This is a genomic window from Streptomyces sp. enrichment culture, assembly GCF_964272855.1.
GTDB lineage: Bacteria > Actinomycetota > Actinomycetes > Streptomycetales > Streptomycetaceae > Streptomyces.
Map to the genome: position 1 here is coordinate 1,487,438 of NZ_OZ186847.1, position 22,633 is coordinate 1,510,070.

Sequence of the window (22,633 nt, forward strand, 5' to 3'; positions counted from 1 at the left end):
TTACGGTCGTACCCATGAGCATTCTCATGTCCGCGTCCGACGGGTCCGCCACCGCCCCCGCCGACCAGGGTGTCGGCCCGCTGCTGCGGGCCTGGCGGGAGCGGCGGCGGATCAGCCAGCTGGAGCTTGCGCTGCAGGCCGGTTCCTCGGCGCGGCACGTCAGCTTCGTCGAGACGGGCCGTTCCCGGCCGAGCGAGGAGATGGTGCTGCGGCTGGCGGAGCACCTGGACGTGCCGGTGCGGGAGCGCAACGCGCTGCTGCTGGCGGCGGGTTACGCGCCGCGGTACCCGGAGACCCCGCTGGACGATCCGGCGATGGGCGCGCTGCGGGCGGGCATGGAGCGGCTGATCCGCGGCTACGAGCCGTATCCGGCGCTGGTGGTGGACGCGCTGTACAACGTGGTCGCCGCCAACCGGGGCATCGTCATGCTGCTGGACGAGATGCCCGAGTCGCTGCTCGGGCCGCCGCTGAACGCGATGCGGCTGACGCTGCACCCGCAGGGGCTGGCGCCGCGGATCCGCAATCTGCGGGAGTGGCGGGGGCATCTGCTGGCGCAGATGCAGCGGCAGATCGCGCTGCACCGGTCGGCGCCGCTGCGGAAGCTGTACGAGGAGGTGGCGGCGTACCCGGTGCCGGAGACGGCGCCGGAGGCCGAACCGGAGGAGCCCGTCCCGTACTTCGCGCTGCCGATGCAGCTCGAGTACCGGGGGCGGATCCTGTCGTTCATCTCGTCGATCTCCACCTTCAACACGCCGATGGACGTGACCGTCGCCGAGCTGGCCATCGAGACGTTGCTCCCGGCCGACCCGGCGACGGTCAAGTACCTTCAGGAACTCGTGCCCTGACTCAGCTCATGCCCTGACGCGCCTTCAGCGCCATGTGCTGGAGGGCGGCGAACCCGGCCACGGTGACCGCCTGGAGCACGGTCCACACCGCGCCCGTCGTGGTCGGGGTCAGCCACAGGGCGAGGGCGACGAAACTGACCGCCGTCCAGGCGAGGTTGGCCTCCACCACCACGCGGACGTGCAGGGTGGCCGGGTGCGGGCGGGAGGCGACGAGGCCGACCGCGGCGGCGTAGACGGCGAGGAACGCGCCGAGGGCGAGCAGCAGCCCGGGGTCTGCGCCGAGCAGGTCGCCGAGCGGGCCGGACGCGGCGAGGTAGGCGATGGCGTTGGTGCCGGTGACGACCGCGTCGAGGGCGAGGAAGCGGCGCAGCATGGTGCGCGGGTCGGCGGTGCGGGCGAGCGCGGCGAGCTGGGTGGCGGACATGGCGGATCATCCTCCGGCGAGGTCGGGGTACGGCCTTCAGGGCCGGGTTCCGGCGCGGAGTGCGCCGCGCCGGGACCCGGTGGGACCACCATGGCGTCGGAGCCGGGCCCGGGTCGATTACCCGGGAGGTAAGGCGACGTCATGTGGGGGGCGGGCGGGCGGTGCCCGGGACGCGCCGGCGCCTCGCTGACGCCCGCGCCGTGTCTCACAAGGTGAACGTCTCGTTCCGACCCCGTGAGAGTGCGGCCCGAACATGACAGACTGCTCGGGGACTTTCGGCGCGTAGGGGAGGCGTGGCGTGAGTGAACGGCGGCCCGCGCCCACCGTGGGCCAGGTGGTGCTGGGCAAGCGGCTGCAGGAGCTGCGGGAGGCGGCCGGTCTCAGCCGGGAGGACGCCGCGCGGGTGCTGCGGGTGGCCCCGGCGACCGTACGCCGGATGGAGATGGCCGAGGTCGCGCTGAAGATCCCGTACGTACAGCTGCTGCTGACCGAGTACGGGGTGCCCGAGGACGAGGTGGACGCGTTCGTCTCGCTGGCCGAGGAGGCTAACCAGCCGGGCTGGTGGCAGCGGTTCCACGACGTGCTGCCGGACTGGTTCAGCCTGTTCGTGAGCCTGGAGGGCGCGGCCCGGATGATCCGCTCCTACGAGCCGCACTTCGTGCCCGGTCTGCTGCAGACCGAGGAGTACGCGCGGGCCGTGCTGGAGGCCGGGACGATCGGGCAGACGGACCGGCCGTCGCTGGAGCGGCACGTGTCGCTGCGGATGGCCCGGCAGGAGCTGCTGCGCCGCCCGAACCCGCCGCACCTGTGGGTGATCATGGACGAGACGGTGCTGCGGCGCCCGGTGAGCACCCGGCCGGAGGTGATGCGCGGCCAGCTGGACCGGCTGCTGGAGGCCGTCGAGAGCGACCGGATCACCTTGCAGATCGCCGAGTTCACGACCGGCCCGCATCCCGGGACGTACGCGCCGTTCGCGCTGTTCCGGTTCGCGGAGCCGGAGCTGCCGGACATGGTGTTCACCGAGTATCTGACGGGCGCGCTGTACCTGGACTCCCGCAAGGAGGTCTCGGCGCATCTGGAGGTGCTGGACCACATGACGGCGCTGGCCGCGTCGGCGCGGCGCACGAAGAAGATCCTTCAGGAGTGCCGCGGGGCGTTCTGAGCCGGAGGACGTGGCGACGCGGGCGGGAGGGGATCGTGCCCGGGTACACGGGTACACGGGGGTCGCTCGCAAGCCGTGAGCGACGGGGTTGCTCTCCCGATCAACTGTTTCTCCGTCAACCACCTGACCCGTTTGCGCAGGACAGGCGATATTCATAGATTTGTGGTAGTCACCGCGTCGCGGTGACGGGATTCGCAGGGGGGCTCCAGACAACCGTCCGACGCGCGGTCCGCTGCCGGGGCAACGGCACGGCCACCGGCGGACGGAGAGGAAGGCCGAACCATGGCCAAGATCAAAGTGCTGCTGGAAGTCGAACCGTCGCGTGCCGAACAGCCCGAGGGATTCGGTGCCTTCCGGGAAGCCGTGGCCTCCGAGACGTCGGCGTTCGACCAGGCCCTGCCCGGCCTCGACCAGGTGGCCGGGCTCGGCGTCGAACCGGACGAGAACTTCGTGCCCGTCCCCATGTTCAGCACGCCCCGCCAGGAAGCGGCCGAAGCTCACGAGCCGCTGCGCGCCCTGCGGGAGTTCGCGGTCCCGGAGACCAACCCCGACATGGCACCCACCTCGGAAGTCCTGCCGGTGGAGGTCGACCCCACGAAGCTGGCGGAGTTGCAGGAGCGGGTCACCGTCTGGCCGAGCTCCCCGTTCGTGCTGGACGAGGACGAACAGGACCCGGGCGGACCGGGCGCGGGCCTCGACATGGAGGCGTTCGACCTCGCCCGCTCGCGTACCGGCCTGGACTGCCGGCCGTTCCGTCCCGGGGTGAGCGTCGACACCGTCCGGGCCCTGCTGGGCGTCGCCCGGCCGTGGCTGGACGGCTTTCGCGGGCAGAACATCGTGGTCGGCATCGTCGACGAGGGCGTGAACGGGCAGGTCTACCCGGTCTCCGGCGGCTTCACCCTCCCGGGAGCGACCCTCCAGCCGGGGGCCGCCACCATCACCAGTCACGGCTCGATGTGCGCCGCCGACATCCTCGTCGCGGCACCCGCGGCGAGACTGTACGACTACCCGTTCCTCGGGCGGCCCGACTCCGGCGGGGCGCTGAAGATGTTCCAGGCGGTGCTGGAGCACCGCCGGCTCGACGGCACACCGCACCTGACGAACAACAGCTACGGGTACGCCGAGGTCCCGCGCCGCGAGCAGGCCCCCCGGCACGAGATCTGGGCGATCAACCACCCGCTCCACCGCAAGGTGCGCGAGGTCGTGGCCTCCGGCGCGGCGGCGTTCTTCGCGGCCGGCAACTGCGGCGCCCAGTGCCCGAGCGGCAACTGCGAACGCAGCGGAACCGGCCCCGGCCGCTCCATCCACGCCTCCAACAGCCTCGCGGAGGTCGTCACGGTCGCCGCGGTCAACAGCCGCCAGGAGCGCGTCGGTTACTCCTCGCAGGGGCCCGGCATGTTCGCGCCGAAGAAGCCGGACTTCGCCTCCTACACGCACTTCTTCGGGAACTTCGGGCCGGGCCGTCCCGGCGGCGCGCCGCGGCCCCCGAAGTCACCGTTCGACAGCGGGACGTCGGCGGCCACACCGGTCGCGGCAGGCGTCGCGGCGCTGCTGCTGTCCGCGTTCTCCGAGCTGACTCCGGAGGAGCTCCGCGAGGCCCTGCTGTCCGGACTGGTCAATCCGACGGGCAAGGACTGGGACCCCGGCTACGGGCGTGGCATCGTGAACGCCGCGGCGTCGTATTCGTTCCTGCTGCGGAAGTCCTGAGCCGCGCAGCCGTGAGAGGAAGGGCCCGGTAGATCGTTGATGAAGTGGCTCCTGACAGTGCCGGCCGGCACCGACCTCGGCCACCTGGCGGCCAGGCTGGCCACCATCGGCGTCACCCTGCTGGATGGCGACCCGGTGCCGCAAGGTGAAGACGAGCTGGTGGTCCAGGCGGAAGGGCCGCACGACCTGCCCACCCGGGTGGCCGGCCTCGGCCTCCCGATCGAGGCGTACCCCAGCTCCGAGTTCGACGATCTCGGTCCGGGCGGCTGACGGGCACCGAGTGCCCCGGGTCGGTCTCCCCCGACCCGGGGGCATCCGGGCGCCCGGACGTCCGAGCGTAGGTGTCCCTGACCCGTACGGCCGCTGTGAGCGGGTGCGCTCCCCTGCCCGCGCCTAGGTTCGAAGGACCTGGTGAGCAAGGGAGCGCTTGTGACGGACACGCGGACACCCCCCACCGAGCCGGGCGCGGCACTGCTGCGTGCCGGGCGGTTCTTCCGGCCCGGGAAGCCCGCACCCGACCTGCACAGCGTGGAGCTCACCGGCGGCCGGCAGGCGGACGCCTTCTACCGGGACCGGTGGAGCCACGACAAGGTCGTCAACTCCACCCACGGCGTGAACTGCACCGGCTCCTGCCGCTGGAAGGTGTACGTCAAGGACGGCATCATCACCTGGGAGACCCAGCAGACGGACTATCCGTCGGTGGGCGCCGACCGGCCCGAGTACGAGCCGCGCGGCTGCCCGCGCGGCGCCGCGTTCTCCTGGTACACGTACTCCCCCACCCGCGTGCGCCACCCGTACGTGCGGGGCGTGCTGCTGGAGATGTACCTGGAGGCGAAGGCCCGGCTGAAGGACCCGGTGCTGGCCTGGGCGGACATCCAGGGCGACCCGGAGCGCCGGAGCCGTTACCAGCGGGCGCGGGGCAAGGGCGGCCTGGTGCGCGCCGACTGGGACGAGGCGGTGGAGCTGGTCGCCGCCGCGCATGTGCACACCATCAGGACGTACGGCCCGGACCGGATCGCCGGTTTCTCCCCGATCCCCGCCATGTCGATGGTGTCGCACGCGGCGGGCGCCCGGTTCCACTCGCTGATCGGCGCGGCGATGCTGTCGTTCTACGACTGGTACGCCGATCTGCCGGTCGCCTCCCCGCAGGTCTTCGGCGACCAGACGGACGTCCCGGAGTCGGGCGACTGGTGGGACGCCGCGTATCTGATGATGTGGGGCTCCAATGTGCCGGTGACCCGCACCCCGGACGCGCACTGGATGGCGGAGGCCCGCTACCGGGGGCAGAAGGTCGTGGTGGTCTCCCCGGACTACGCGGACAACACCAAGTTCGCCGACGAGTGGCTGCACCCGCACCCCGGCACGGACGGCGCACTGGCGCTGGCGATGGGACACGTGGTCCTCAAGGAGTTCTTCGTCGACCGCGAGACGCCGTTCTTCGCGGACTACGTGCGCCGGTTCACCGACCTGCCGTTCCTGGTCACCCTGCGGGAGAAGGACGGCGCGTTCGTGCCGGGGAAGTTCGTGCGCGCCTCCGACCTGGGGCAGAGCGGCAAGGGCGCGGAGTGGAAGACGGTCGTACGGGACGCGGCGACCGGGCGGGCGGTGGTGCCGAACGGCTCGCTGGGCTTCCGCTGGACCGAGTCGGGCAAGGGCCGCTGGAACCTCGGACTGGGCGACGTCCGGCCGCAGCTGAGCCTGTACGGGGAGACCGCCGTGGAGGTGCTGCTGCCCCGGTTCGACACCGAGGGCGGGGAGCACGGCCAGGGGCGGGGGGAGGTGGTGCGGCGGGGTGTGCCGGTGATGCGGCTCGAACGGGGGCCGGGCGCGGCGGATGGTGTGGACGGTCGACGGGATACCGGCGTCCTCGTGACGACTGTATACGATCTACTGTTGGCGCAATACGGTGTCCCGCGCCCCGGTCTCCCCGGCGACTGGCCCGCATCCTACGACGACGCGGACTCCCCCGGCACCCCCGCCTGGCAGCAGACCCACACCTCGGTCCCGGCCGCGAAGTGCGTCAGGATCGCCCGCGAGTTCGCGCGGACCGCCGAGCGGTCCCGGGGCCGCTGCATGATCCTCATGGGCGCCGGCACCAACCACTGGTTCCACTCCGAGACGATCTACCGGGCCTTCCTCGCGCTGCTCCAGCTCACCGGCTGCCAGGGCCGCAACGGCGGCGGCTGGGCGCACTACGTGGGCCAGGAGAAGTGCCGCCCTGTGACCGGCTGGGCGACCCTGGCGGCCGCCTCCGACTGGTCGCGGCCGCCCCGGCAGATGATCGGCACCGCGTACTGGTTCCTCAACACCGACCAGTGGCGCTACGACCGTTTCACCGCCGACGTTCTCGCCTCGCCGCTCGGCGAGGGACGGCTGGCCGGGATGACGGGCGCGGACTGTGTCGCGCTGTCGGCGCGTTCGGGCTGGATGCCGTCGTATCCGACGTTCGACCGCAATCCGCTGGAGCTGGGCGAGGTGTTCGGCGACCCGGTGGCGAAGGCCGTCGCCGAACTGCGCGCCGGGACGCTGAGGTTCGCCTGCGAGGACCCGGACGCGCCGGAGAACTGGCCGCGCGTGCTGACGCTGTGGCGGGCGAACCTGCTCGGTTCCTCGGCGAAGGGCGCCGAGTACTTCACCAGGCACCTGCTCGGCACCCACTCGTCGCTGCGGGCGGAGGAGGCCCCGCCAAAGGTGCGGCCGCGTGACGTCACGTGGCACGAGCGGGCTCCCGAGGGCAAGCTCGACCTGCTGCTGTCGCTGGACTTCCGGCAGACGTCCTCCACGCTGCTGTCCGACGTCGTCCTGCCCGCCGCGACCTGGTACGAGAAGCACGATCTGTCGTCCACCGACATGCACCCCTACGTGCACTCCTTCACCCCCGCCGTGGATCCGCCCTGGCAGGCGCGCACCGACTTCGACACCTTCAAGGCGATCGCCGAGCGCCTCAGCGAGCTGGCGATGGACCATCTGGGCGTGCGCAAGGATCTGGTGGCCGTTCCGCTCCAGCACGACACGCCGGGCGAGACGGCCCAGCCGGGTGGGGTGGTACGGGACTGGAAGCGCGGCGAGTGCGATCCGGTGCCCGGCGAGACGATGCCGAACCTCGTCGTCGTGGAGCGCGACTACACCTCGATCGGCGCGAAGTTCGCCGCGCTCGGGCCGCTGGTGGAGGAGCTGGGTCTGCCCACCAAGGGCATCGCGCTGCGGCCGGACGAGGAGGTGGGGCACCTGCGCGGGCTGAACGGCGCGGTGCGCGGCGGTCCCGCCGACGGCCGGCCCGCCCTGGACACGGCGGTGAAGGCGGCGAACACCATCCTCGCCCTGTCCGGCACCACCAACGGCCGGCTGGCCACCCAGGGCTTCCGCACACTTCAGGCGCGCACCGGGCAGGAGATGGCGCATCTGGCCGCCGAGCACGAGGGGAAGCGGGTCACCTACGCGGACACGCAGGCCGCGCCGGTGCCGGTGATCACGTCGCCGGAGTGGTCGGGGAGCGAGGCCGGCGGTCGACGGTATACAGCATTCACATTGAATACCGAACACGGTAAACCGTGGCACACCCTCACCGGCCGCCAGCACTTCTTCCTCGACCACGACTGGATGCACGAACTCGGCGAAGCGCTGCCCGTATACCGTCCACCGCTCGACATGCACCGCCTCTTCGGCGAACCCCGCGTCGGTGCCGACGGCCAACGTGAGGTGACGGTCCGTTACCTCACCCCGCACAACAAGTGGTCCATCCACTCCGAGTACCAGGACAACCTCTTCATGCTGGCCCTCTCCCGGGGCGGGCAGACCATCTGGATGTCCCCGCAGGACGCCGACGCGATCGGGGTGGCGGACAACGACTGGATCGAGGCGGTCAACCGCAACGGCGTGGTCGTCGCCCGCGCGATCGTCTCCCACCGCATGCCGCCCGGCACGGTCTACATGCACCACGCGCAGGAACGCACGGTCAGCGTGCCGAAGGCGGAGACGACCGGGATGCGCGGCGGCATCCACAACTCGCTCACCCGCCTGATCATGAAGCCGACCCATCTGGTCGGCGGCTACGCCCAGCTGTCCTGGGCGTTCAACTACCTGGGTCCGACGGGCAACCAGCGCGACGAGGTGACGGTGATCCGCCGCCGCGACCAGGAGGTCGAGTACTGATGCGTCCGATGGCCCAGATCGCGATGGTGATGAACCTCGACAAGTGCATCGGCTGCCACACCTGTTCGGTCACCTGCAAGCAGGCGTGGACCAACCGGCGCGGCATGGAGTACGTCTGGTTCAACAACGTCGAGACCCGCCCCGGCCAGGGCTATCCGCGCCGGTACGAGGACCAGGAGAAGTGGCGCGGCGGCTGGGAGCTGAACCGGCGCGGCGCGCTCAGGCTCAAGGCGGGCGGGCGGATCAAGAAGCTCGCGGGCATCTTCTCCAACCCCAGGCTGCCGGAGATCAGGGACTACTACGAGCCCTGGACGTACGACTACCGGAACCTCACCGAAGCCCCGCTCGGCGACGACTTCCCCGTCGCCCGGCCGGTGTCGTCGGTCGACGGCCGGCCGATGAAGATCGAGTGGTCGTCGAACTGGGACGACAACCTCGCCGGGGCGCCCGCGTACGGAGACCTCGACCCGATGATCGAGCGCACCTGCCGCGAGGCCGAGGAGAAGGTGCGGTTCGCCTACGAGCAGACCTTCATGTTCTACCTGCCGCGCATCTGCGAGCACTGCCTGAACCCGTCCTGTGTGGCGTCCTGCCCGTCCGGGGCGATGTACAAGCGGGCGGAGGACGGCATCGTCCTGGTCGACCAGGACCACTGCCGGGGCTGGCGGATGTGCGTGACCGGATGCCCGTACAAGAAGGTGTACTTCAACCACAGCACCGGCAAGGCCGAGAAGTGCACGCTGTGCTATCCGCGCATCGAGGTCGGGCTGCCGACGGTCTGCTCGGAGACCTGCGTGGGCCGGCTGCGCTATCTCGGGGTGATCCTCTACGACGCCGACAAGGTGACCGCGGCCGCGTCGGTACGGGACGAGAAGCGGCTGTACGAGGCGCAGCTGGACGTCTTCCTCGACCCGGAGGACGCCGGGGTGCGGCGGGCGGCGGAGGCCGCGGGGATCCCGTACGACTGGCTGGAGGCGGCCCGCAGCTCCCCCGTGCATGCGCTGTTCAGCAAGTACCGGGTGGCGCTGCCGCTGCATCCGGAGTACCGCACGATGCCGATGGTCTGGTACATCCCGCCGCTGTCGCCGGTGGTCGACGCGCTGACCGAGACCGGGCACGACGGTGAGGACGCGGGCAATCTGTTCGGCGCGATCGACACGCTGCGCATTCCGCTGGAGTACCTGGCGGAGCTGTTCACCGCCGGTGACGTCGGCCCGGTCAGGGCGTCGCTGGACAAGCTCGCCGCGATGCGCTCGCACATGCGGGCGATCAACCTCGGTGAGGACCCGGACCCGTCCCTGGCTGACGCGGTCGGCATGACGCCCGGGGAGGTGGAGGAGATGTACCGGCTGCTGGCGATCGCCAAGTACGAGGAGCGGTACGTCATCCCGACCGCCGCGCTGGGCGACGCGCGGCGGCTGGAGGAGACGGCGGTGCCGGACGAGTGCACTCTCGATCACGCCGGCGGGCCCGGGATGGGCGGCGACGGCCCGTTCGGCCGGGACTCCGGCCGCAAGCTGCTGCCGCTGGTGACGGTGGAGAACTTCCATCTGCTGCGCCGACGGCAGACCTCCGACGACGCGAAGGAGGCCTGATGCCCTCGGACGCGGTGCTGTACCAGGCGGCGGCGCTCTGCCTGACCTACCCCGACGACGACTTCCGCGCCCGGCTCCCGCTGCTGCGCGAAGCCGCTCCGCAGCTGCGGGAGTTCACCGACCACGCGGCCGTCACCCCGGCGCACGAGCTGGCCGCGCACTATGTGCAGGTCTTCGACTTCAAGAACCGGCACAGCCTGTATCTGAGCTGGTGGCGGGACGGGGACACGCGGCGGCGCGGGATGTCGCTGGTCCGCTTCAAGGAGGTCTACCGCGCCCACGGCCTGGAGTTCAGCGGCGAGGAGCTGCCGGACTTCCTGCCGGCGGTGCTGGAGTTCACGGCCCGCACCGGCGACACGGGGCTGCTGACGGAGTACCGCGCGGCTCTCGAGGAACTCCGTGCGCGGCTGACCGACTTCGGCACACCGTATGCATGCGTCATGGACGCCGTATGCGCCATACTGCCGACCGTATACACCGGAGCGCGCCGATGACCGTCTTCCTCTGGGGCGTACTGCCCTACCTCGCCTTCGTTCTGCTGGTGGCCGGGCTGGTGTGGCGGTACCGCTACGACAAGTTCGGCTGGACCACGCGCTCGTCGCAGCTGTACGAGTCGAAGGTGCTGAACATCGCCTCCCCCGCCTTCCACTACGGCATCCTGTTCGTGCTGGTGGGGCATGTCGTCGGTCTGTTCGTCCCGATGTCGTGGACCGACGGGCTCGGGATCACCGAGCACACGTACCACCTGTTCTCGCTGTACGGCGGCACGGCGGCCGGCGTGCTGACGGTCGTCGGGATCCTGTTGCTCGTATACCGTCGACGGACCAAGGCGCCCGTCTTCCGCGCGACGACCGCGAACGACAAGCTGATGTATCTGGTGCTGCTCGCGTCGATCGTGCTGGGCATGGTCGCCAAGCTGGCCCACATGTCCGGCGACGGCTACAACTACCGGGAGTCCATCGCGCCTTGGTCGCGCAGCCTGTTCACCCTCCAGCCGGAGACCGGGCTGATGGAGGGTGTTCCGCTGCTGTACAGGATTCACGCGGTGGTCGGGATGGTGCTGATCGCGATGGTGCCGTACACACGGCTGGTGCACATGTTCAGTGCGCCCGTGCAGTATCTGTTCCGCCCGTATGTGGTCTACCGCACGCGGGATCCCCGGCAGTTGGGTCCGCGGCCGGAGCGGCGGGGCTGGGAACGGGCCGGGTCCTAGAAGGCGGTACCGGCGGTCCGCTGAGTCCACTGAGCGGTCCGCTCGGGCGTCAACACACTCCCCGCCACCCTTAACGTATAGCGCACAGGGGGCCTTGCGGCAAGGCCCCCTTCGTGCCGCAGAATCACTCCCTCGAAGCCAGAACCTGCGGAAATGAGGGATTCGCGAAGTGCGTGTGCTGATGTCCGGCGCGTTCGACCTGCCCGACCGTCTGTCCGCCAAGGCCGCCCCGGAGCTGATCGCCGCCGACGAACGGCACTTCGCGGCCGTCGCGGAGAGCCTCGAACAGGCGATCGCCGAGCTGTCCGACCGTCTCGACGACCTGCGCAGGGCGCCCGGCGGCGTCGGCCGGGAGGTGCTGGAGCGGGACCTGGAGATCCACCGGCTGACCGGCCGGCTGCGCGCCCTGCGCCGTTTCGGCCTGGACCTGTGCCTCGGCCGCGTCGTCGGCGCGGACGACCCGGAGCCGGTCTACATCGGGCGCCTCGGCCTCACCGACAGCCAGGGGCGTCGGCTGCTGGTCGACTGGCGCTCCCCCGCGGCCGAACCGTTCTTCGCCGCGACCCACGCCGACCCGATGGGGCTGGTGAGCCGCCGCAGGTATCGCTGGACCGGCGGCCGGGTCGGCGACTACTGGGACGAGGTGTTCGCCGCGGACGCTCTCGACGGGCATGCCGCGCTCGACGACCAGTCCGCGTTCATCGCCGGCCTGGGCGGCAGCCGTTCGGCGCGGATGCGGGACGTGCTGGCCACCATCCAGGCCGACCAGGACGCCGTCATCCGGGCGGGCTCGCAGGGCGCGCTCGTCGTCGACGGCGGGCCGGGCACCGGGAAGACCGTCGTGGCGCTGCACCGCTCCGCCTACCTCCTGTACTCCGATCCCCGCCTCGGTCACCGTCGGGGCGGTGTGCTGTTCGTCGGTCCGCACCAGCCGTACCTGGCCTACGTCGCCGATGTGCTGCCCAGCCTCGGCGAGGAGGGCGTGCGGACCTGCACGCTGCGGGATCTCGTCGCCGAGGGAGCCGGGGCGGGGGTCGAGAGCGACCCGGAGGTGGCCGCTCTGAAGTCGTCGGCGGACATGGTGAGGGCGATCGAGAAGGCCGTCGCGTTCTACGAGGAGCCGCCCGCCGCGGGGATGACGGTGTCGACCGACTGGGCGGACGTCCGGCTGACCGCCGGGCGACTGGGCGGAGGCGTTCGAGGCTCCGGAACCGGGCACTGCGCACAACGAGGCGCGCGAGCAGATCTGGGAGGCGCTGGTCACGATCCTGCTGGACAAGCTCGACGGGGACGTGCCGCCCGAGCTGTTCGGCAGGCAGCTGCGGCGCGACGAGGAGCTGGTGGAGACCCTCGAGCGGGCGTGGCCGCTGCTCGACGCGGCGGACCTCGTCGGGGACCTGTGGTCGGTGCCCGCCTATCTGCGGATGTGCGCTCCCTGGCTCGCCCCCGACGAGGTGCGCAAGCTCCAGCGCAAGGCGGCCCCGCAGGCCTGGACCGTGTCCGACCTGCCGCTGCTGGACGCGGCCCGGCAGCGGCTCGGCGACCCGGAGGCGGCCCGGCGCCGGCGCCGGCACGACGCCTCCGTCGCCGCCGAGCGGGAACGCATGGCCGGTGTCATCGACAACCTGGTGGCGGCCGACGCCGACGGGGAGGGCGCGGTGACGATGCTGCTCGGGCGGGACCTCCAGGACAGCCTGGTCGACGAGTCCGCGCTGCCCGGCGCCGATCCGCAGCCGCTCGACGGTCCGTTCGCGCACATCGTCGTGGACGAGGCCCAGGAGCTGACGGACGCGGAGTGGCAGATGCTGCTGCTGCGGTGCCCGTCGCGGAGTTTCACCATCGTCGGGGACCGCGCGCAGGCCCGCCACGGGTTCACGGAGTCGTGGCGGGAGCGGCTGGAGCGGGTCGGGTTCGACCGGGTCGACGTGGCGTCGCTGAGCATCAACTACCGGACGCCGGAGGAGGTCATGGCGGAGGCCGAGCCGGTCATCCGGGCCGTGCTGCCGGACGCCAACGTGCCGGCGTCGGTCCGCTCCAGCGGGGTGCCCGTCCGGTACGGGTCGGTGTCGGAGCTGGACGCGGTGCTCGACGGCTGGCTCGCCGAGCATGCCGACGGCACGGCCTGTGTCATCGGCGATCCCGCGTTCCGGGCGACGCCCCGGGTCCGGTCGCTGACTCCCGAGCTGGCGAAGGGTCTCGAGTTCGACCTGGTCGTCCTCGTCGACCCGGAGGGGTTCGGCACGGGCGTCGAAGGTGCGGTCGACCGCTACGTCGCGATGACCCGGGCGACCCAGCGGCTCGTCGTCCTCACCGGCCGGTGAGCCGTCGCCAGGTGCCGCGAGCCCGGCATGATCGGCGAGACACCCCCTGGGTCGTGTCCGCCCCCCTAGGCCGCTCCGCCCTTCTGGTCCCGGTCCCGTTCCTCGTCGACGATCTCCGCGTCGACCACGCCCTCCTCGTCGGGCGGGGTGGTGGGGCCGGTGTCGGTGGGGGTCTGCTGGGCCTGGGCGTACATGGCCTGGCCCATCCGCTGGCTGACGGAGGCGAGTTTCTCGACGCCGGTGCGCAGTTCGGCCGTGTCGGCGTTGCGCTCCAGGGACTGTTTGAGGTCCGCCACGGCCGACCGCACCTCGCCCTTGGTGTCGGCCGGGACCTTGTCCTCGTTGTCCCGCAGGAACCGCTCGGTCTGGTAGACGAGCTGTTCGGCCTGGTTGCGGGTCTCGGCGGCCTCGCGGCGTTTGCGGTCCTCCTCGGCGTACTGTTCGGCCTCCCGCATCATGCGGTCGATGTCGTCCTTGGGGAGGGCCGAGCCGCCGGTCACCGTCATCTTCTGCTCGCGGCCCGTCGCGAGGTCCTTGGCGGAGACGTGCATGATGCCGTTGGCGTCGATGTCGAAGGCGACCTCGATCTGCGGGACGCCGCGGGGTGCCGGGGGCAGGCCGGTGAGGTCGAAGGTGCCGAGCTTCTTGTTGTACGCGGCGATCTCGCGTTCGCCCTGGTAGACCTGGATGCCGACCGAGGGCTGGTTGTCGGTGGCGGTGGTGAAGATCTCCGAGCGCCGGGTGGGGATCGTGGTGTTGCGTTCGATGAGCTTGGTCATGATGCCGCCCTTGGTCTCGATGCCCAGGGACAGCGGTGTGACGTCGAGGAGCAGGACGTCCTTGACGTCGCCGCGCAGCACTCCGGCCTGGAGGGCGGCGCCGACCGCGACGACCTCGTCGGGGTTGACGCCCTTGTGCGGGTCCTTGCCGGTCAGCTCGCGGACCAGCTCGGTGACCGCGGGCATCCGGGTGGAGCCGCCGACGAGGATCACGTGGTCGATGGCGGCGAGCTTGATCCCGGCGTCCTTGACCGCCTGGTGGAAGGGCGTCTTGCAGCGGTCGAGGAGGTCGGCGGTCAGCTCCTGGAATCCGGCGCGGGTCAGTTTCTCGTCCAGGTGGAGGGGGCCCTCGGCGGAGGCGGTGATGTACGGCAGGTTGATCGTGGTCTCCGAGGAGCTGGACAGTTCGATCTTGGCCTTCTCGGCGCCCTCGCGCAGCCGCTGCACGGCCATCTTGTCGCCGGCGAGGTCGATGCCGTACTGGCCCTTGAACTTCTTCACCAGGTGGTCGACGATCCGCTGGTCCCAGTCGTCGCCGCCGAGGTGGGTGTCGCCGTTGGTGGCCTTGACCTCGATGACGCCGTCGCCGATCTCCAGCAGGGAGACGTCGAAGGTGCCGCCGCCGAGGTCGAAGACGAGCACCGTCTGCTCCTCGCCGCGGTCGAGGCCGTAGGCGAGGGCGGCGGCGGTCGGCTCGTTGATGATCCGCAGCACCTTCAGGCCGGCGATCTCCCCGGCCTCCTTGGTGGCCTGCCGCTGGGCGTCGTCGAAGTAGGCGGGAACGGTGATCACGGCGTCGGTGACGTCCTCGCCGAGGTAGGACTCGGCGTCCCGCTTCAGTTTCTGCAGCACCCGCGCGGACAGTTCCTGGGCGCGGTATCGGGTGCCGTCGACGGAGCCCTGTTCGGGGAACCGCCAGACGGCGTCGCCCATGTGCCGTTTCACCGAGCGCGCGGTGCGCTCGACGTTGGTCACGGCCTGCCGTTTGGCGACCTCGCCGACCAGCACGTCGCCGTTCTTGGCGAAGGCCACGACCGACGGTGTGGTCCTGGCCCCCTCCGCGTTGGCGACGACGGTGGGCTCGCCGCCCTCGAGGACGGCCACCACCGAGTTCGTGGTCCCCAGATCGATCCCGACCGCGCGTCCCATCGCTGTCACCCCTCGTCCGCCAGGGATCCCCTCGCTTTCCAGCACAGATCCTGAGCCGTCCGCTGTCAATGGGGCGTCCCCCGCGGGGGCGGGCCGGGGCCGTCCCTCAGGGGCGGGAGGGCTCGGCGGCCTGGGTGTCCCGCCCGTCGGCCTCCGGCGGCCCGCCGCGCAGGTCGAGGGCCCGGCGCGGCCGGTCGGTGATCAGCACGTCGACGCGCGGGTCGGTGAGGAAGCCGCGCATCGCGGTGTCGTCGTTGACCGTCCAGACCATGGTGAACAGGCCGTTCCGGGCGGCTTCGCGCAGGACGTTGGCGCGGGCCAGGCGCTGGTGCACGGCGACGCCGTGCGCGCCGCAGGCGCGCACCCGGCGCATGGGGAACAGTTCGCTGAGCCGGGTCGTGGTCAGCCGGGCCGCGCCGATCTCCTTGCGGTCCCGGCCGAGGGAGAGCGCGGTCTTCACACCGGGGTAGGCGCGGGTGATCGCGGCGACGGAGCTGTCCTCCAGGGTGGTGGCGACGAAGCCGTCCTCGCCGAGCAGGTCGATGGCCCGGTCGATGACGTGGGCCTCGTAGCCGGTCTCCTTCAGGTCGAGGTGGCCGATCAGCTTCCCGGCGATCAGTTCCATGACCTCGTCGACGACGGGCACGGGGTAGCCGGCGCGTTCGCTCAGTTCGGCGTGGGTCAGCTCGGACAGCAGCGGGCCGGTGTGCCGTACCCGGGGGTCGTGGTAGACGACGAGGACGCCGTCGAAGGTGCGGCGGATGTCGAACTCGACGTACTCGGCTCCGGAGAGCAGCGCGTCCTCGTACGCCTGCCAGGTGGCGGGGCCGAAGGTCTCGGATCCGCCGCGGTGGGCGGAGACGGCGGGCCGTCGGGTCATGGGCGGTCAGCTCCCGGGGGTAGTGCGTGGTGCGGGGACGGGCAGGGGCCCGTCGTCGGACGGTGAGAGCAGCTCGCCGGAGCCTGTGCCGGCCCGCCTGAGCAGCAGGTAGCCGATCACGACGAGGATGATGAAGGGCAGCCAGGCCAGCAGATAGGCGATGCCGTAGCTGCCGAGGTCGAGGATGGAACGTTTCTCGTCGACGTTGGAGCCGTTCACGCCGAAGAAGGCGAGCAGCAGGGTCGGCGGCAGGGCGATCAGGGTGGCCGCGGCGACGAGTCCGGAGATGGTGCGGTCGCGGGCCTCGTCGCGTTCGGCGAGGGCGGCGTCCAGGGCGGCGGAGCGGGCGTTGATGACGGAGGTGAGGCGTTCCACCATGCGGGCCGAGTTGTCGAGGCTGTCGCGGATGCCGAGGGTGTCGCGCAGGGACGACTGGAAGCCCTCCATCAGCATCTCGGGGATGAGCAGGCTGTCGACGTAGGCCTCGACGCCGAAGGCGAGGTCGAGTTGGAGTTCGTTGACGCCGGCCGAGAGGCGGGAGATGAGGGTGCGGACGTTCTGCGGGGAGTCGGCGCGGGCCTGCTCGTTGGCGCGCATCATGGCGAACGCGGCGAGCCGGGTGCGTTGCAGCACGGCCAGCGCGGAGACCATGCCGACGGCGACGAGGGCGAGGCCGTTCTCCACGTGCGGGGCCCAGCCGGCCTGCACGGAGACGCCGCGGCCGTGCGCGGAGAGCATGGCGCCCTGGTTCTTCAGGTTGGGCGGCACGCTGGGGCCGCCCGCCATCTTGCCGCGGTAGACGATCTCGTTGAGCGGGCCGAACAGGGGGGCGCCGCCCTCGGCTCCGGCAGTGAGCAGTTCGTTCAGCAGCCGGCCGCCGGGGAAGACCAGTTGGTGCACGTTCTGTCCGAAGCGCAACGGGGTGTCCAGGCCGAGCCGTTCGGCGACCACGTCGAGCAGGGGGCGGCCCTCCAGGGTGAGCAGGCCGCGGTCGAAGCAGGTGTCGGCGAGCCACGCGGCGACCGCCGCGGACGAGGTCTCGCCGGTGAACTCGCAGTCCAGCAGCAGGGTCGCGTCGCCGCGCGGGGTGGTGACGACGAGGATCCCGGCCCGGTCGAGGGTGAGTCCGTGGACGCCGTTCGGCAGGCCGAGGTCCGCGGGCCGGGGACGCAGGGCGAGCACCGGCACGGGGAGCAGGGCGGCGCCGGCCACCAGGTGCGGGGCGAAGCGTCCGAAGTCGTAGCGGTCGACGAGCGGTCCCTGCCCGTCGTCGACCGGGAGTATCCGGCCGGCCAGGCTGAATAACATCAGCATGCGGGTGTGCTCGCGGGTGGCGGAGTCGAGTACCGCCGTACTACTGGTCGTTCCCGCCGCCATTGTCATCCTCTCCACCTCGGCGCAGGGCGTTGATACCCCCCGCGCCCCGTCCGTGAACCGCGCCGAGCGCCGTGCAGGCCGCCCCGTTGCGGGGACGGCCTGCCTCAAGCATGCGTCAACTGCCCGTCCGGGTCAGGAGAGCTTCGCCGACAGCGTGATCGGAACCGCCTTCAGGGCCTGGCTGACGGGGCAGTTGGCCTTGGCGTCCTCCGCGGCGGCGACGAACGCGTCGTTGTCGAGGCCCGGCACCGTGCCCTCGACGGTGAGGTGGATGCCGGTGATGCCCTCACCGGGCTGGAAGGTGACGTCGGCGGAGGTGACGAGCTTGGTGGGCGGGGTGCCGGCGCCGGCCAGGCCGTGCGACAGGGCCATGGAGAAGCAGCTGGAGTGGGCGGCGGCGATCAGCTCCTCGGGGCTGGTCTTGCCGTTCGCCTGCTCGGCGCGCGACGGCCACGACACCGGCTGCTGGCCGATGCCGGAGGAGTCGAAGGTGACGACTCCGTTGCCCTCGAGCAGGTTGCCTTCCCAGACGGTGTGTGCGGAGCGCGTGGTGGCCACGGTCATTCCTTTCGTATGGTCCCGGCTCAGGTCCGGATCCGGGTGTTCGGATCCCATCCGATCACACTCCGGCTCACCTCACGTGGAAGATCGGGCCACGCGCGGTGAACGGGAGCCGGGCGCCCTGGGGAATCAGATAGGCGTGTTCGCGTCGCACCCGCAGTACGTCGTCGCACCAGCCGTCGGTGATGATCAGGACGGGCGCGGTGGGCGGGAAGTCGTCCGCGCGGCGCAGCAGGTCGATGCCGGGCTGCAGGACCGTACCGCCCCGCCCGTGCACGCGGACCCGGCCGGCGATCTCGGTGACGGGCAGATGGCCGGCGTCGTGCGGGGCGGCGTCGCAGAAGACGACCCGCGCGGCCGGTACGTCGCGGGCCTCGGCGTAGCAGGCGATCGCGCCGAGGGCCTTGCCGAGCAGGGTGCGGTCCATGGAGCCGGAGGTGTCGAGGACGACGCCGAAGGTGCAGCGGGGCACCTCCTCGGGCGGGAAGTACCGGCCGGCGCGGGGGATGTCCGGGGTGGACGCCTGGCGGCGGGCGGGGCGGGCGTAGGAGCGGACCGGTTCGGGGCGGGGCACGAACTCGTCGAACCAGCGGGCCAGCCGGGCGTCCCAGGGCATCGGCGGGTGGCTGAGCGCGCGGATCTCCTCGACCAGGCCGCCGGGCAGGAAGCCGCGTTCCTGCCGCTGGTGCAGGTCGAGGCCCTGGGCGAGGCCGCGCCGGTAGAAGCCGTCGAGGTCGACGTAGTCGCCGGGCGACCCGAGGGGGGCGCCGAGGACGTCGCCGGCGCCCTTTCCGCGCAGGGTGGCCAGGCGGCGAGCGCGGCGCAGGTCGCCGGCGACGCGGTCGTAGACCTCCTCGGCGGACAGTCCGGCGAGCTCGGGGTCGTAGAGCACGCCCTGGGGCATGGTGCCGACCTGCATCTCGCGCAGCCAGCCGTTGATGACGTAGTCGCAGGCGACATCGAACAGGTAGGGGTCGCGGGTGCCGCGGCGGTCGCCGTGGCGCAGGGCGGCGTGCAGCATCTCGTGGGCGAGGACGAACCGCCATTCCGCGTCGTCGAGGTGGCGCGGCGGGTTGACGTAGATCTCGCCCGCCTCGGCGTCGACGGCGGCGATGGCGATGTTGTGGGCGCGGGCGAGTTCGGCGTCGGCGACGAGGGTGATGCCGGCGGCGATGCCCCCGAGCAGCGGGTAGGAGGAGACGAACCAGCTCAGTGCCCGTTCCCAGGGGCGGGGTGCGGGGGCTTCGGCGTCCATGGAGTCGCGGCGGCCGCCCGCCACGTCCAGGGCGGTGGACACGGTGCGGGTGAGCGCGGTCGCGAACGCCAGCTGCCAGTCGGGCCGCGCTCCCCAGCCGCTCCAGGGCACCAGCAGCTGGTCGGCCTGGCCGCCGGCGGTGCCGCAGCGCTCGTAGGCGGCGGGGACGCCGTCGCGGCGCCAGCGGGCGGCGAGCCGGTCCTCGTCGCCGTCCGGGTACGACAGGGGCAGGTCGTCGGGGGGCCGTCCGACGGGGTGGGTGAGCAGGAAGCGGTTGACGACGACGCAGCGGGCGGCGAGGTCGTACCGGTCGGGCTGGGTGCGCTCGCCGGTGGCCGCCGGGAGGTGTCCGAAGCCGAGATGGAGGGCGGCGTGGGCGAGCGCCCAGGCGCAGTGGGCGGGGTCGGCGAGCCGGTCGGGGTGGATGTGCAGCAGGCCGTCGCTCTCGGCGGTGACGAGGCCGTCCCCGGGGGCCTTCGAGCACCCGTCGGGCCGGCAGACGCGGTAGTCGACGGCGGCCGGCGCCGGGTGGGCGCGGACCTGGCGCATGCCCTCGGCGAGCGCTTCGGCCGCGCGGTCGCGCTGTTTGTCGCGGCCGGGGCGGTTCACCGGCGGGCCTCGGCGAGCCGGGGCATGTCGCGGGCCGCCTCGATGAGGAACCAGGCGGGCAGGACGGGGTTGCCGTCGGCGTCGGAGGCGATGACGCTCTGCGCGACCTCGACGGAGATCTCGGCGAGCTGCACGAGCAGCGACTTGGCGCGGTAGGCGGTCTGCCGGCCGTTCGCCGACATGTGCTCCTTGCTGGCGGGCAGTTCCTTCAGCAGCCGCCCGCGGAACGACTCGGCGAGGTAGTACAGCAGGTCGCGGTCCTCCAGGCGGTTGGGCCAGCGGGCGTCGCCCTTGAGGATCGCCTCGATGCCGAACCGGCTGCGCACGATCTTGACGTAGCCGCAGAAGGCGGTGGCGTGCGCGGGCGTCAGCGTGCCGTGCGCGAGGACCTTCAGCGTCTCCTCGTCGAGGCCGGGGCCGAAGGAGTGCAGGGCGTCGGAGAGCATGTGCCAGGAGCGCGGGGTGGAGAACGGCTCCTCGGTCTTGGGCGGCTTGGACCACAGGTGATCGGGCCGGTCGGTGAGGTGGTCGACCACCCACGGGTGGATGCCGTTGTTCCCGGCCCAGGTCAGCCAGTCCTTGGCGGAGACCTCCAGGTGGACGTGGGTGAGCCGGTTGACCAGCGCGGAGGCGATGGGGCGGGCGAGGGCGTTGTCGGTGGCCCGGTTGCCTGCGCGATGACGATGGAGCCCTCGGGCAGCTCGTAGCTGCCGTTACGGCGGTCCAGGATCAGCGAGTAGAACGCCTTCTGCACATCGGGGCCGGCCGCGTTCAGCTCGTCCAGGAACAGGCAGTACGGCTCGTCGCGGGCGATGGCCTCGGGCGGGCAGAACACCGACCGGCCGTCGCGGATCTGCGGTACGCCGATCAGGTCCTCCGGCGCCAGCTGGGTGCCGAGCGGCTCACGCTCCCCCACGCCTTAAGGGTGTGGGGGCGCCCCCACCAGGCCCAGCGACTCGGCGAACTCCCTGACCAGGGAGGACTTGCCGATGCCGGGGGCGCCCCAGAGGAACACCGGCCGGACGGTGGCGAGCCCGAGCAGCAGTTCGGGTATGCGGGCGGGCGTGACGGTGACTGCTGCCTGCAAGGCGGCGGCTCCTTGGAGAGGTGTGTTCGAGGGGCGCAGGGCTTGCCCCGCGCCGGGCTCGAACAGTGTGTGCCGCCCGCGTGCCGCACGCAGCCGATTTTCGGCCCGCCCGCCCCGGTTCAGGCGGCGGCGCGCTGCCCGCGGGCCGCCAGCCACGCGTACACGGGCACGCCCGCGAAGAGGAACAGCACGCCCTGGTAGACGGCCGCGTAGCCGGCGCCCGCGACGAGCCACAGGGAGAAACCGAAGGCGAGCGAGGCGAGCACCGCGTCGCGCACCAGCCGGGCCCGGTTCACCTTCTCCCCCTCGCCGCGGACCAGGTGGAAGATCTGCGCGGCGGTCGCCAGCAGGTAGGGGACGGTCGCGGTGAAGGTGGTGACGAGGACCAGGATCTCGAAGACGCGCGCCGAGCCGGCCGTGTAGTTGTACACGGTCAGCAGGGAGGCCAGGACGACGGTGACGGCGACGCCGACCGTGGGAACCCCGCGCCGCTTGCGGGCGAAGGCCGCCGGGAACAGTCCGTCGCGGGCGGCCGCGTACGGCGTCTGGGCGCTCAGCAGGGTCCAGCCGTTGAGGCAGCCGGTCATCGACACGAGCGCGGCGAGGGCGACGGCCCAGCCGCCCCAGGAGCCGCCGAACATGGCGTTCACCGCGTCGGAGAAGGGGGCCGTGGAGTCGACCAGCTCGCCGTGGGCGACGGTGCCGAAGACGGAGAGCGTGCCGAGCAGGTAGACGAGGGCGGCGCCTGCGGTGCCGATGACGGTGGCGCGGCCGACGTTGCGGCGCGGGTCGCGGACCTCGCCGGCGCTGACCGCGGCGGACTCGACGCCGAGGTAGGAGAAGAGCAGGATCGCGGCGGACGCGGAGACCGCGCCGAGCGTGCCGTCGCCGCTCGCGTTGAACGGGCCGAGGTTGTCGGCGTCGAAGAAGAACAGTCCGCCGACCGCGACGAGGAGCAGCGGCGCGAACTTCAGCACGGTGGAGACGAGCTGGACGGCGCCGACGTACCGGCTGCCCGCGAAGTTCGACAGCGCGGGCAGCCACTGGATGACGAGTGCGGCCAGGCACGCGGTCCAGGCGTGGTCGTTCACGGGGATCAGCACGTCGAGGTAGCCGACGGCGGCGACGGCGAGTGCCGCGTTGGAGACCCAGGTGGTGATCCAGTACGCCCAGGCGGAGAGGAAGCCGGCGAAGTCGCCGAAGGCCTCCCGGGCGTAGACGTACGGGCCGCCGGTGCGCGGGTCGCGTTCGGCGAGCCGTCCGAAGACCAGGGCCAGGGCGATCGCGCCGGCGGTCAGGACGCCGAAGGCGACCAGGCTGACGGTGCCGAAGGGGGCCACGGAGGCCGGGAGCAGGAAGATGCCGCCGCCGATGATGTTGCCCATGACCAGAGCGGTGGCGACGGGCAGGCCGAAGCGTCGGGTGTGGCGGTCGGAGGTGGTCGCCGCCTGGTGCGGGGTCTGCTTCCGGGCCGGAGCCGACTGGACGGTTCCGGTGTCGTGCATGGGGTGGTGCGC

15 protein-coding genes and 2 pseudogenes are annotated in these 22,633 nt (G+C 71.8%); 9 read left to right on the top strand and 8 right to left on the bottom strand.

What is annotated here, in order from left to right; translation table 11 throughout:
• Positions 1-14 precede the first annotated feature (14 nt).
• Complete coding sequence (locus tag ACSU6L_RS06410; protein WP_437054406.1) at positions 15-845, top strand: helix-turn-helix domain-containing protein; 831 nt, start codon at positions 15-17, stop codon at positions 843-845.
• Position 846: 1 nt separating this feature from the next.
• Here ACSU6L_RS06410 and ACSU6L_RS06415 read toward each other — a convergent pair whose 3' ends face one another.
• Entirely contained in the window at positions 847-1,269 is a 423-nt protein-coding gene (locus tag ACSU6L_RS06415) for a hypothetical protein (RefSeq protein ID WP_437054408.1), read from the bottom strand.
• 298 nt (positions 1,270-1,567) lie between these two features.
• On the opposite strand from ACSU6L_RS06415, the gene ACSU6L_RS06420 reads away from it, so the two are divergent.
• The 8 genes and pseudogenes from ACSU6L_RS06420 (at position 1,568) to helR (ending at position 13,419) form a co-directional block, all read left to right on the top strand.
• Positions 1,568-2,431, top strand: coding sequence for a helix-turn-helix domain-containing protein (locus ACSU6L_RS06420; RefSeq protein WP_437054410.1), 864 nt, complete (start codon positions 1,568-1,570; stop codon positions 2,429-2,431).
• A gap of 282 nt (positions 2,432-2,713) precedes the next feature.
• Positions 2,714-4,138: a S8 family serine peptidase gene (locus ACSU6L_RS06425; protein WP_437054412.1), complete on the top strand. Its 1,425-nt coding sequence runs from the start codon at positions 2,714-2,716 to the stop codon at positions 4,136-4,138.
• Positions 4,139-4,177: 39 nt separating this feature from the next.
• Positions 4,178-4,408, top strand: a complete 231-nt coding sequence (locus ACSU6L_RS06430; RefSeq protein WP_437054414.1) for a hypothetical protein — start codon at positions 4,178-4,180, stop codon at positions 4,406-4,408.
• A 159-nt stretch (positions 4,409-4,567) separates the two neighbouring features.
• On the top strand, positions 4,568-8,290 hold the full coding sequence (locus ACSU6L_RS06435) for a nitrate reductase subunit alpha (RefSeq protein WP_437054416.1): 3,723 nt from the start codon (positions 4,568-4,570) through the stop codon (positions 8,288-8,290).
• On the top strand, positions 8,290-9,885 hold the full coding sequence (narH, locus tag ACSU6L_RS06440; RefSeq protein ID WP_437054418.1) for a nitrate reductase subunit beta: 1,596 nt from the start codon (positions 8,290-8,292) through the stop codon (positions 9,883-9,885). The genes ACSU6L_RS06435 and narH overlap by 1 nt, the downstream gene beginning before the upstream one ends.
• The gene (gene narJ, locus ACSU6L_RS06445) at positions 9,885-10,379 is read left to right on the top strand and encodes a nitrate reductase molybdenum cofactor assembly chaperone (protein WP_437054420.1); all 495 of its coding nucleotides are present in this window, start codon (positions 9,885-9,887) and stop codon (positions 10,377-10,379) included. The genes narH and narJ overlap by 1 nt, the downstream gene beginning before the upstream one ends.
• Positions 10,376-11,098, top strand: a complete 723-nt coding sequence (narI, locus tag ACSU6L_RS06450; RefSeq protein WP_437054422.1) for a respiratory nitrate reductase subunit gamma — start codon at positions 10,376-10,378, stop codon at positions 11,096-11,098. The genes narJ and narI overlap by 4 nt, the downstream gene beginning before the upstream one ends.
• Positions 11,099-11,279: 181 nt before the next feature.
• Positions 11,280-13,419, top strand: a pseudogene (gene helR, locus ACSU6L_RS06455) (RNA polymerase recycling motor ATPase HelR).
• Between the two features lie 65 nt (positions 13,420-13,484).
• Here the strand turns inward: helR and dnaK are convergent.
• The 7 genes and pseudogenes from dnaK to ACSU6L_RS06490 all read right to left on the bottom strand — a co-directional run bounded on the left by dnaK (position 13,485) and on the right by ACSU6L_RS06490 (position 22,621).
• Positions 13,485-15,347, bottom strand: a complete 1,863-nt coding sequence (gene dnaK / locus ACSU6L_RS06460; protein WP_437054424.1) for a molecular chaperone DnaK — start codon at positions 15,345-15,347, stop codon at positions 13,485-13,487.
• A gap of 106 nt (positions 15,348-15,453) precedes the next feature.
• Positions 15,454-16,227, bottom strand: coding sequence for a glycerophosphodiester phosphodiesterase family protein (locus tag ACSU6L_RS06465; RefSeq protein WP_437054426.1), 774 nt, complete (start codon positions 16,225-16,227; stop codon positions 15,454-15,456).
• A 6-nt stretch (positions 16,228-16,233) separates the two neighbouring features.
• Entirely contained in the window at positions 16,234-17,610 is a 1,377-nt protein-coding gene (locus ACSU6L_RS06470) for a hypothetical protein (protein WP_437054428.1), read from the bottom strand.
• 126 nt (positions 17,611-17,736) lie between these two features.
• Positions 17,737-18,162, bottom strand: coding sequence for an OsmC family protein (locus tag ACSU6L_RS06475; RefSeq protein ID WP_073942746.1), 426 nt, complete (start codon positions 18,160-18,162; stop codon positions 17,737-17,739).
• 73 nt (positions 18,163-18,235) lie between these two features.
• Positions 18,236-19,969 carry a vWA domain-containing protein gene (locus tag ACSU6L_RS06480; RefSeq protein WP_437064790.1) on the bottom strand — a complete coding sequence of 578 codons (1,734 nt, stop codon included), beginning with the start codon at positions 19,967-19,969 and terminating at the stop codon, positions 18,236-18,238.
• 56 nt (positions 19,970-20,025) lie between these two features.
• Positions 20,026-21,116, bottom strand: a pseudogene (locus ACSU6L_RS06485) (ATP-binding protein).
• A 119-nt stretch (positions 21,117-21,235) separates the two neighbouring features.
• Positions 21,236-22,621: an amino acid permease gene (locus ACSU6L_RS06490; protein ID WP_437054430.1), complete on the bottom strand. Its 1,386-nt coding sequence runs from the start codon at positions 22,619-22,621 to the stop codon at positions 21,236-21,238.
• Between the last annotated feature and the right edge of the window lie 12 nt (positions 22,622-22,633).

What these genes read in the sequence shown, in the direction of transcription:
- ACSU6L_RS06410 (WP_437054406.1), top strand. Translation starts at nt 15, where the DNA reads ATGAGCATTCTCATGTCCGCGTCCGACGGGTCCGCCACCGCCCCCGCC.
- ACSU6L_RS06415 (WP_437054408.1), bottom strand. Translation starts at nt 1,269, where the DNA reads ATGTCCGCCACCCAGCTCGCCGCGCTCGCCCGCACCGCCGACCCGCGC.
- ACSU6L_RS06425 (WP_437054412.1), top strand. Translation starts at nt 2,714, where the DNA reads ATGGCCAAGATCAAAGTGCTGCTGGAAGTCGAACCGTCGCGTGCCGAA.
- ACSU6L_RS06430 (WP_437054414.1), top strand. Translation starts at nt 4,178, where the DNA reads ATGAAGTGGCTCCTGACAGTGCCGGCCGGCACCGACCTCGGCCACCTG.
- narH (WP_437054418.1), top strand. Translation starts at nt 8,290, where the DNA reads ATGCGTCCGATGGCCCAGATCGCGATGGTGATGAACCTCGACAAGTGC.
- narJ (WP_437054420.1), top strand. Translation starts at nt 9,885, where the DNA reads ATGCCCTCGGACGCGGTGCTGTACCAGGCGGCGGCGCTCTGCCTGACC.
- narI (WP_437054422.1), top strand. Translation starts at nt 10,376, where the DNA reads ATGACCGTCTTCCTCTGGGGCGTACTGCCCTACCTCGCCTTCGTTCTG.
- dnaK (WP_437054424.1), bottom strand. Translation starts at nt 15,347, where the DNA reads ATGGGACGCGCGGTCGGGATCGATCTGGGGACCACGAACTCGGTGGTG.
- ACSU6L_RS06465 (WP_437054426.1), bottom strand. Translation starts at nt 16,227, where the DNA reads ATGACCCGACGGCCCGCCGTCTCCGCCCACCGCGGCGGATCCGAGACC.
- ACSU6L_RS06470 (WP_437054428.1), bottom strand. Translation starts at nt 17,610, where the DNA reads ATGACAATGGCGGCGGGAACGACCAGTAGTACGGCGGTACTCGACTCC.
- ACSU6L_RS06480 (WP_437064790.1), bottom strand. Translation starts at nt 19,969, where the DNA reads ATGCGCCAGGTCCGCGCCCACCCGGCGCCGGCCGCCGTCGACTACCGC.
- ACSU6L_RS06490 (WP_437054430.1), bottom strand. Translation starts at nt 22,621, where the DNA reads ATGCACGACACCGGAACCGTCCAGTCGGCTCCGGCCCGGAAGCAGACC.